The 7,763-nt window shown below is 35.4% G+C and carries 12 protein-coding genes and 1 pseudogene; 3 read left to right on the top strand and 10 right to left on the bottom strand.

Translation table 11 applies throughout. From position 1 onward, the window contains the following. Positions 1–128: 128 nt before the first annotated feature. The 5 genes from H4J73_RS02315 to H4J73_RS02295 form a co-directional block, all read right to left on the bottom strand. The gene (locus H4J73_RS02315; protein WP_182177997.1) at positions 129–509 is read right to left on the bottom strand and encodes a hypothetical protein; all 381 of its coding nucleotides are present in this window, start codon (positions 507–509) and stop codon (positions 129–131) included. A 375-nt stretch (positions 510–884) separates the two neighbouring features. Continuing rightward, on the bottom strand, positions 885–1,025 hold the full coding sequence (locus H4J73_RS02310; protein ID WP_182177995.1) for a hypothetical protein: 141 nt from the start codon (positions 1,023–1,025) through the stop codon (positions 885–887). A 237-nt stretch (positions 1,026–1,262) separates the two neighbouring features. Further along, a complete protein-coding gene (locus H4J73_RS02305) occupies positions 1,263–1,691 on the bottom strand; it encodes an energy transducer TonB (protein WP_182177993.1) in 429 nt (142 codons plus the stop codon). A gap of 119 nt (positions 1,692–1,810) precedes the next feature. After that, entirely contained in the window at positions 1,811–2,134 is a 324-nt protein-coding gene (locus H4J73_RS02300; RefSeq protein WP_182177991.1) for a hypothetical protein, read from the bottom strand. 146 nt (positions 2,135–2,280) lie between these two features. Beyond that, the gene (locus H4J73_RS02295) at positions 2,281–2,583 is read right to left on the bottom strand and encodes a hypothetical protein (RefSeq protein ID WP_182177989.1); all 303 of its coding nucleotides are present in this window, start codon (positions 2,581–2,583) and stop codon (positions 2,281–2,283) included. 413 nt (positions 2,584–2,996) lie between these two features. Here H4J73_RS02295 and H4J73_RS02290 point away from each other — a divergent pair. Then, positions 2,997–4,196: pseudogene (locus H4J73_RS02290) on the top strand (transposase); the annotation flags it as partial. Positions 4,197–4,241: 45 nt separating this feature from the next. Here H4J73_RS02290 and H4J73_RS02285 read toward each other — a convergent pair. Next, complete coding sequence (locus H4J73_RS02285) at positions 4,242–4,895, bottom strand: hypothetical protein (RefSeq protein WP_182223847.1); 654 nt, start codon at positions 4,893–4,895, stop codon at positions 4,242–4,244. Positions 4,896–5,111: 216 nt separating this feature from the next. On the opposite strand from H4J73_RS02285, the gene H4J73_RS02280 reads away from it, so the two are divergent. Together H4J73_RS02280 and H4J73_RS02275 are read left to right on the top strand one after the other, a co-directional pair. Continuing rightward, positions 5,112–5,396 carry a type II toxin-antitoxin system RelB/DinJ family antitoxin gene (locus tag H4J73_RS02280; protein WP_182176842.1) on the top strand — a complete coding sequence of 95 codons (285 nt, stop codon included), beginning with the start codon at positions 5,112–5,114 and terminating at the stop codon, positions 5,394–5,396. Next, positions 5,393–5,671, top strand: a complete 279-nt coding sequence (locus H4J73_RS02275) for a type II toxin-antitoxin system RelE/ParE family toxin (RefSeq protein WP_182176841.1) — start codon at positions 5,393–5,395, stop codon at positions 5,669–5,671. Before H4J73_RS02280 ends, H4J73_RS02275 begins: the two co-directional genes overlap by 4 nt. Before the next feature lie 75 nt (positions 5,672–5,746). Here H4J73_RS02275 and H4J73_RS02270 read toward each other — a convergent pair whose 3' ends face one another. The 4 genes from H4J73_RS02270 to H4J73_RS02255 all read right to left on the bottom strand — a co-directional run bounded on the left by H4J73_RS02270 (position 5,747) and on the right by H4J73_RS02255 (position 7,604). Then, positions 5,747–6,028, bottom strand: coding sequence for a hypothetical protein (locus tag H4J73_RS02270; protein ID WP_182176840.1), 282 nt, complete (start codon positions 6,026–6,028; stop codon positions 5,747–5,749). A 123-nt stretch (positions 6,029–6,151) separates the two neighbouring features. Then, positions 6,152–6,718: a hypothetical protein gene (locus H4J73_RS02265; RefSeq protein ID WP_182223846.1), complete on the bottom strand. Its 567-nt coding sequence runs from the start codon at positions 6,716–6,718 to the stop codon at positions 6,152–6,154. A gap of 38 nt (positions 6,719–6,756) precedes the next feature. Next, positions 6,757–7,098 (bottom strand): DUF2147 domain-containing protein, encoded by a 342-nt coding sequence (locus tag H4J73_RS02260; protein ID WP_182176838.1) that lies wholly within the window; start codon positions 7,096–7,098, stop codon positions 6,757–6,759. A 125-nt stretch (positions 7,099–7,223) separates the two neighbouring features. Continuing rightward, positions 7,224–7,604, bottom strand: coding sequence for a hypothetical protein (locus H4J73_RS02255; protein WP_182176837.1), 381 nt, complete (start codon positions 7,602–7,604; stop codon positions 7,224–7,226). Between the last annotated feature and the right edge of the window lie 159 nt (positions 7,605–7,763).

The following is a 7,763-nucleotide window of genomic DNA, read 5'->3' as shown; positions in this document are numbered from 1 at the left end:
AACAACGATGTAATGCCATCGCAGCTAAATTAAATACAAGACCAAGAAAGAGATTGGGATATAAAACACCAGAGGAATGCTTTTATGAATAATCACTTTTGTCGCACTTCAAACTTGAAACTAAGTTTTTAAAAGCCAACACTATTTAACCAATTATTAGCTTTACCTATATCTTCGCAATATTTTTTCTCTACATTGGTAAGGATTTTATAGGTTTTTTCAAGTATCTCTTTTTGAATCGAAAGGCCAAAAACAACAACTAAATATTTTAAATTTTGATTGTTTAACCATAAATATAATTCAGATATATAACTTCTTGTATCAGGTGTTGCTAACTCCCATTCAGTTAGATCGACCAAGCATGCCCAAGGTTCATTATTCATTTGAAGTACAATACTTTTAAACTCCTTCCCCCATTCTATAGCTGCTTCATAATTCCAAGCATCATAAGCTATAAAAGTAACGGTATTTCTATTAACTTCTAATTTATAAGAACCATGCGCATTCATTAAGACCTCGGTAAAATACAACGCCCCATTAAAAGGCTTTTAATTGTTGGTTAAAATGTGAAGCGGAACCTAACCAACTGTTAAAAGTCCTGCTTGAATGGCTTGTTATGTGTGACGACCAAAATTGATCTTTCATTCATTTTAACTCTGTTATATACCATTGTATCTTTGGCAAAACTATAAATAACCAATATCAAGAGATTATGAAATTGTTTTTAGTCAATTTATTAAAAAGGAATGATTGGAGATTAGGGGGTAATAATGAAACAAAGTTTATTAAAAATAGATAATAAAAATATAAGTCAGTTATATTTCCCTATGGAAATATAACTAACGGTCTCAAACTTTTAAAAAGACAACAATATATTTAAAAGGTTAATGCCAAGGACAGAGCCAATCTAATGGATGTGGTTGTCCGCACCCCCGATCATAATCGTCGGAATTCGCCATAGCAGTAAATGAAACCGTTAAAGCAATGGCAGTAGCACTAAGGTATTTTAATAATTTATTTTTCATTGTTAATCCTTTTTTTAATTGTTTTTAATTGTTAAATCATTTAACAATTAAACCATAAAACAAATAAATCCCTTTGTCATCAGATATTAATAATTATTCAGCAATAAATATAACAACAGGAAGTACAGCTTTGAACACATAACGCCCTGTTAAGGGGCAAATTGTTGGCTAAAATGTGAAGCGAAGAGGAACTAGCCAACTGTTATTTGTCCCGCTTGAAAAGCTTGTTAGTGTAATTTACACCTTGAAATCTAATTGAATTGATTGGCAAATACTATCAATAGGTAACCCATTCTCTTTATAAGGATTAAATCGCCATTTTTCGAGAGCTTCAGTTGCTGGTTTTATGAAAAGATCAGATGGAGAAGATTCCATAACACCAATATTAAAGGGCTTACCTTCAGAAGAAATATCGAACTCAAATTTAACGTAGCCGTTTATTTTATCTCTTGCGGCTGATTTTGGATATTTTGGAGCAACTCTTTTTATGGGGAAACCTTCTTGAGTCGTATTACTAAAATTATCAATTTTTATTGGGAACACTATACAACGTGGTTCATTTTTTACGATGTCATTTATATTAGAGCTATTATCTCGATTTTCATTTGTAGTTTGACAACCACAAATGAAAATAGCGAAAAATAGACTTAAATTATTCAAGTTCAACTAAAATCTCCTTATTACACTAACGCCGTTTTAAGCGGCAAATTACAGTTGGCTAAAATAAGTGAGGCACGAACAAAAAGCCAACCGTAATTTGTCCGACTTGAAAACCCTTGTTATATTTATTTAACCAACTGAACAGAGTTAGGGATTACTCTATTTGAAGAAGCCGTATCACAAGAGGCCTCTCTGTAAAACCTAAGTTTGACTTGTTTTCCTGCCACTAATGCTGTTTGAACTATTGATGCTCTCATCTTAACTGCCGCATCGGATGGGTTACCTAAACGATAGTCTTTACCCCCAAGTCGAACTATCACATAACTTTCTTGGGCACCATATTCACCCATTTTTACGACACTAGGTACTCCATAGCAGTCTGCTGAGGCAAAAGTGTTAACTGAAAATAACATAGCGATCGGAAAAATAATAAATTTAGCACTTCTCAAGTATTACTCCTAAATATGAAAATAAATATAACGCCCCATTAAGAGGCAAATAATAATTGGCTAAAATAAGCGACGAAGGAGCAAATAGCCAACTGTTATTTGTCCTGCTTGAATGGCTTGTTATACGCAAATGCCACATACCTAGATTATTTGGTTAACGTACACTCTGCTTTGATATTACCCTCTGAATCTATACAAGTACTTACATCTGGTTTAGCACATGAGGTATATGTATCTGGTGATATTTTTCTATGAGCACCTTGTATTGTTACATTAAACAAGCCTACAAAAATATCTGTAATAAAATTATCGCTCCATAAGCTTTCTTTATCGTGTTCAGTAAAATCAGAGCCCGAAGTAAAATTGCAACCAATCTCTTCTGTCCCTCGTGAGGAACAACCTGTAATCATCAATATAAAAAGAAATACAAACGTAAATTTAAATGCCATCGTTCATCCTTGCGTATAACGGCACGTTAAGCGGCAAATAATAGTTAGCTAAAATAAGCGACGAAGGAGCAAATAGCCAGCTGTTATTTGTCCTGCTTGAATGGCTTATAGTTGGACCAATCCATTTATCAATCGATTAGTTTACTATATTTGATAAGTGGAATATGCCTCTGTTGGTTACGAATATTGAACGGCAAACATCCAATGTTTCTAACAAAACGTTCGAACCAACAGAGCTACTCGCTTCAAAACGCATACTCAGGGATCGCCTACCACGACTATCTATAAGACCTGCGAGAAACGAGGCTTAAGCACATCCCATCTATAACTTTACTCGCTGGAGCATCAAAATGAAAGCATATAACGTCGATGATTTCGCTGCACTTATTGGTATCGATTGAGCTGACAAAAAACATGATATATGTGAGCACCCAAAAAGCACCAAACAATATCACTACACCATTATAAAACATAAACCAGAAGCGCTTCACAAATGGGCAATGGATCTTAAGCTGCGTTACCCAGATCAGAAAATTGCTCTTGTGTGTGAACTTAAAAAAGGACCCTTAATTTATGCGTTCGCAAAATATGATCACCTCGTCTTATTTATGGTGAATCCATCCGCGGTCGCAAATTACCGCAAAGCATTCACGCCTAGCGGCGCAAAAAATGATCCGACAGATGCATTCATACAAGTTGAAATGATTAAACTTCACATAGATAAACTTTCAGTGATAATACCTGAGTCAACATCAATGAGAGCATTAGCGCAACTGGTTGAGTATCGTCGTATTGTAGTACAAGATAGCGTCGATTTATCAAATAATATAACCGCAACTTTGAAGAACTACTCCCCTCAAGCGCTTGAATGGTTTAAAGGAAAAGATACCTTTATCTTTTGTGATTTTATCAGTAAATGGCCATCGCTCACCACGGTTAAAAAAGCCAGAAAGCAAACCTTAGTAGACTTCTTTAATCGTCACAACTCACATTATGAAACCGTCAATAATGCTCGATTGCTTAGTATTAAAGAAGCCGTTCAGTTAACCAAAGATGAAGGCGTAATAGCTCCTAATCAACTGTTAGTGGAAGTGGTTATCGCACAATTCAAGGTGTTACTTATGAGTATTGAACAATTGGATAAATCAATAAAACAGCTGTACAAAAAACAACAAGACAAGGCTATTTTTGATAGTTTACCTGGCGTAGGCCCACAACTAGCACCGCGATTATTAGTCGCTTTTGGGTACAATAGAGAACGTTATACGGATGCTTCACAGATGCAGAATTATGCGGGTATTGCACCCGTTATTGAAAGCAGCGGTAAAAAGACATGGACACATTGGCGGTACAGTTGTCCTACTTTTTTAAGGCAAACGTTTGTTGAATGGGCGGGTTTTTCGATACGCTATTCATTCTGGGCAAAAGCTTATTATGAGCAACAAAAAAGTAAAGGGAAGCCACATAACAGCATAATCAGATCGCTTGCTTTCAAGTGGATAAGAATAATATTTAGGTGCTGGAAAACAAGTACGCCCTACGATGAATCAAAATACTTGGAAGCATTAAAACGAAGAGGTTCGCCGTTGTTAAAATTTGCAACAACTAGCTAAATTTAACTTGTTGTCCACTTCAGGGCGTGTTGTTATGCTCTGTATCTATTGACTCAACTTACTACTTAAAAGAGTAGAACCCTTCCCAATTACATCTTTTCTTTTGTCAAACCACTTCGTAAATAATACGCGAATTAGCCAATAAAAAATCATTACAATTAACAAATAAATCGGTAAGTTTGCATCAATGAAATTAGGCCATTTATCTGATGTATTCGCAACAAAGGAAAGTACCGCTCCTAGTAATGCATAACACATACGCCACAGATGTCGCGCAATACGATGAGCACCGGATATTCCACCACGTATAATCATATTCAAATCGAGAAGTGCTGCAAGTAAAGCAACACTTCCAAATATATAAAACATAGTAACCATGAAGCCTGGTTCTGAAGTGATTGCAGCATAAAAGAAATTCGCACTTATAACTGAAATGACAATAAACGCTATTATGTCAAAAATACCTATTTTCTTTTCTGGCATCAGAACTATAACCCATGCTGTTGAAGCGAAGTACACAGATGAAATAGCGATCGTAGGGTCATCGGCAAAATAGGCCCCACTTCCTGCCATTAGTAACAATGAAAAGTAAAACAAATTACCACTATACCTATGTAATTTTTCTCCTTTAGAGAAGATCAAAGCGCCTATACCAAATAATAGAACAAATGAACCTGCGATGATGTGAAACAAAAGCATAATAATTCCCTTTAATAAACTTTAGATAATAGAAACCTGACCATCAGGCTTAAGAGCATAACGCTTTGCTGTGCGGCTAAAAATAGTTTGGCTACAATAACGAACGAAGTGAGGGAAGCCAACTGTTTTTTGTCCATTTAAGCAACTTGTTAGTTGCCTTGGATTAATTGCAGTGCTAACATTTGTGAGTACAAGACTAATTTAAGGTAACTTATTATGGACACTCGCATTCAATTTAGAGTTGATGAAGAAACGAAACGTTTGGCGCAACAAATGGCGGAAAGCCAAGGCCGTACTCTTAGCGACGCATGCCGAGAACTTGCAGAAGCTTTAGCAGAAGAACAGAGAAAAACTATAAGCCATGATGCATGGTTATCGGAACAAATAAATACAGCATTTGACAAGTATGATAACGGAAAAGCTAATTTTATTGTACATGATGAAGCAAAAAAATTAATGGAAGCAAGAAAAAAGAAAATCCGTAATAGAGACAAATCATGATCTTTTGGGAAGAAGAATCACTAAATGATCGTGAAAAAATATTTGAATTTCTTTTTGATTTTAATCCAAGTGCAGCAGAAAAAACTGATCAAACTATTGAAGCTAAAGTTGAAAGCTTACTAGAACACCCATTAATGGGTGTTAAAAGAGACATTTTTCGTGGAAGAGTGTTAATCATTCCAGAAATATCAATGATTGTTTCTTATTGGATCGATGGTGATACGATTAGAATAATGCGAGTTTTACACCAAAAGCAGAATTTCCCACCAGAATAAAGGCAACTAACGCCCCATTAAGAGGCAAATAGCCAACTGTTATTTGTCCTGCTTGAATGCCTTGTTATACGTAAACTATTTTCCATACTGTAATTTAAATAACTCTCTGATCAAATCCATACGCAGAACATTTGATTGACAATTACCACCTATCATTAATCCGATAAAAATCACATCACCTAGCCGAACATCAAAATAACCAGAAAAAACACGCAAAATATAAAATACAATGATACCTACGAATGTAACTAAAGGTAAATAACCGAGTTGACGAATTTTCTTTTCTAGTCGTTTAACCTGCGCAATTTTCTGAATCTCGACAAGTGCATTTACATCATCTATTGAATTCAACTCCATCTGCGAAATCTCCTTTACGTATAACGCCCAAATAAGGGGTTGATTAATAGTTGGCTAATATGTGAAGCGGAGCGAAACCTAGCCAACTATTAGCAGTCCCACTTAATTTTCTTGTTAGCTGTACTACGACCACCTAGCTACGGTAAATAATAAAGTTAAACAAAAAACATACCCATAAAACAATTGCATAATCGTGAAGGAGAAAGCGTCTTCGGTGACTGTAACTATGCCGCTCCTACTTAACGTCCAACCACTTCGAAAAGAATGCAACAAAGGCAAACCAACCATTAATAAAATAAGTGTGGAATAAAACCTATCTAAGCCTTTGAATGTACTAGGTTCTGCTGACAGTACAACAGGAATACTAACTATAAAACTAAAAAAAAGAACACCAGTAACCCTTTTAAAAGAACAACTAACCTTCATTATCTCTTTTTTTACTACTGCCTCTTCTAGGGTTTCAATATTGAATTTCTCAAGTTCATTATCCCTTTTTGATAACTCGCACATTAATGCGTTAAAGTTTTCTGGATATTTATCTTTATCAATATTTACTTTTACATCAAGTAAGTCTTCAAAAGTATATTGTGAATAATCAATTATAATACTCAAGCTTCCTTGTAATGCTAACGCCCCACTAAGAGGCAAATAATAGTTGGCTATAATAGAGAGCGAAGCGAACAAAGACAACTGTTATTTGTCCTGCTTGAGTGGCTTGTTATATGCAATTACTCTCGGTTTAACGTAAGAATATTTACGCCATTATCAGTTACTTTAAGCTGCTCACAACTATTAAAAGTTAGACGAACAGGAACATAACCACCAGTGCTTGCATTATACATTTGGCCTGACCAATTTGGCTTTAAGTTTTTTATTACAGTAAGGCCGTTAGCTTTCGGATTATCTAAGTGAGATTTAACGTTAACCGTTTTAGTCGTTAAATTAATTTCTAGCCAAGCATTTTTATCTGCATGTTTCCAAGTTCCTGATATTTCACATTTGGTATCTTGAGCAAAACTGCTAGAAGATGAAATTACTAGAGCTGAGATTAAGTATTTGAATGACTGCATAACATCCTTTTCATATAACGCCGTTTTAAGCGGCAAATTGCAGTTGGCTAAAATAAGTGAGGCACGAACAAAAAGCCAACTGTAATTTGTCCGACTTGAAAACCCTTGTTATCTGTATATTTACTCTAAGGCCAAGTTCTACAACTTAAAGGGTTGCCGCCTTTATCAAAACCCCAATCAATGATAACCATTGTTTCAGGGTTTACTACATTGTAGGTTAAACATTTACCTACCCATTCTTCTCTTGGGTTAGTAGGCAATACTTCTTGGACACTATAGTGGTAAATTAAATGACCTTCATCATCTTTAGTTATTTCAGTAAGTCCCTGACCAGAAATCAAAAAGTCAGCACGAACTAATTCACCTGAGTTATCCCATTTAAATGGTTCGGTTCTAGTTTCTTTTTTACCAACTCTACTATTTTTAAAATCCAAATAATCTTGATGTCCTGCCGCACAACCAGCTATGAGTAACACGACTATGCAAAGGTAGATATTGTATTTCATTTATGGCCTCAAACTCGGAGTTGTTCTATACACATAACGAATGATATGGACTCCCCTACTAACGGCATCTATGTGCCATATTGAAAGTGTAAGCATTCAATCAAAGGAGAGTCCATATGTCTTTAATTAAAGTCGTTGGCATCGATTTAGCCAAACTTG

Source organism: Colwellia sp. MB3u-41, assembly GCF_014076845.1.
GTDB lineage: Bacteria > Pseudomonadota > Gammaproteobacteria > Enterobacterales > Alteromonadaceae > Colwellia_A.
This window is presented reverse-complemented; position numbering and strand designations above follow the sequence as displayed.